The organism is Furfurilactobacillus curtus (assembly GCF_054657915.1).
The window spans coordinates 1-1,725 of sequence record NZ_BAAHXU010000004.1 but is presented as its reverse complement, the minus strand read 5'-3'; the positions used below and the strand labels follow the sequence as shown (position 1 = coordinate 1,725).

Genomic DNA, 1,725 nt, shown 5'->3' with positions numbered 1-1,725 from the left:
TTTCCTTAGAAAGGAGGTGATCCAGCCGCAGGTTCTCCTACGGCTACCTTGTTACGACTTCACCCTAATCATCTGTCCCACCTTAGGCGGCTGGCTCCTAAAAGGTTACCCCACCGACTTTGGGTGTTACAAACTCTCATGGTGTGACGGGCGGTGTGTACAAGACCCGGGAACGTATTCACCGCGGCATGCTGATCCGCGATTACTAGCGATTCCGACTTCGTGTAGGCGAGTTGCAGCCTACAGTCCGAACTGAGAATGGCTTTAAGAGATTTGCTTGGCCTCGCGACTTCGCTGCTCGTTGTACCATCCATTGTAGCACGTGTGTAGCCCAGGACATAAGGGGCATGATGATTTGACGTCGTCCCCACCTTCCTCCGGTTTGTCACCGGCAGTCTCATTAGAGTGCCCAACTTAATGCTGGCAACTAATCATAAGGGTTGCGCTCGTTGCGGGACTTAACCCAACATCTCACGACACGAGCTGACGACAACCATGCACCACCTGTCTTTCCGTCCCCGAAGGGAACGTCTTATCTCTAAGATTAGCAGAAGATGTCAAGCCCTGGTAAGGTTCTTCGCGTAGCTTCGAATTAAACCACATGCTCCACCGCTTGTGCGGGTCCCCGTCAATTCCTTTGAGTTTCAACCTTGCGGTCGTACTCCCCAGGCGGAATGCTTATTGCGTTAGCTGCGGCACTAAGGGGCGGAAACCCCCTAACACCTAGCATTCATCGTTTACGGCATGGACTACCAGGGTATCTAATCCTGTTTGCTACCCATGCTTTCGAGCCTCAGCGTCAGTTACAGACCAGGTAGCCGCCTTCGCCACTGGTGTTCTTCCATATATCTACGCATTCCACCGCTACACATGGAGTTCCACTACCCTCTTCTGCACTCAAGTTGCCCAGTTTCCGATGCCCTTCTCCGGTTAAGCCGAAGGCTTTCACATCAGACTTAAGTAACCGCCTGCACTCCCTTTACGCCCAATAAATCCGGATAACGCTTGCCACCTACGTATTACCGCGGCTGCTGGCACGTAGTTAGCCGTGGCTTTCTGGTTAAATACCGTCACAATCTGAACAGTTACTCTCAGATTCGTTCTTCTTTAACAACAGAGTTTTACGAGCCGAAACCCTTCTTCACTCACGCGGCGTTGCTCCATCAGGCTTTCGCCCATTGTGGAAGATTCCCTACTGCTGCCTCCCGTAGGAGTCTGGGCCGTGTCTCAGTCCCAATGTGGCCGATCAGCCTCTCAGCTCGGCTATGCATCATCGCCTTGGTAAGCCGTTACCTTACCAACTAGCTAATGCACCGCGGGTCCATCCTGAAGTGATAGCCGAAACCATCTTTCAAGCGAAAACCATGTGGTTTTCGTTGTTATGCGGTATTAGCATCTGTTTCCAAATGTTATCCCCCACTTCAGGGCAGGTTACCCACGTGTTACTCACCCGTTCGCCACTCGCTTCATTGTTCTTTCAATCTAGTGCAAGCACCGTCAATCTAGAACCAAAGCGCGTTCGACTTGCATGTATTAGGCACGCCGCCAGCGTTCATCCTGAGCCAGGATCAAACTCTCAAATTAATGAGTTATTTGAAATAGCTCTTGTTTTTGTTACTTGGTTATAAAGTGAATTGACTTCACAATTTGTATTGCTTTGAACCGAAGTTCAAAGACCCTACACATTTGATTCGTCGAAACGTTGTTCAGTTTTCAAAGATCTAC

Annotated in this window: 1 rRNA gene; it reads right to left on the bottom strand. The window is 50.2% G+C overall.

What is annotated here, in order from left to right:
• Window positions 1-9: 9 nt before the first annotated feature.
• Window positions 10-1,584: ribosomal RNA gene (locus ACYQ0Y_RS10240) — 16S ribosomal RNA — on the bottom strand.
• Between the last annotated feature and the right edge of the window lie 141 nt (window positions 1,585-1,725).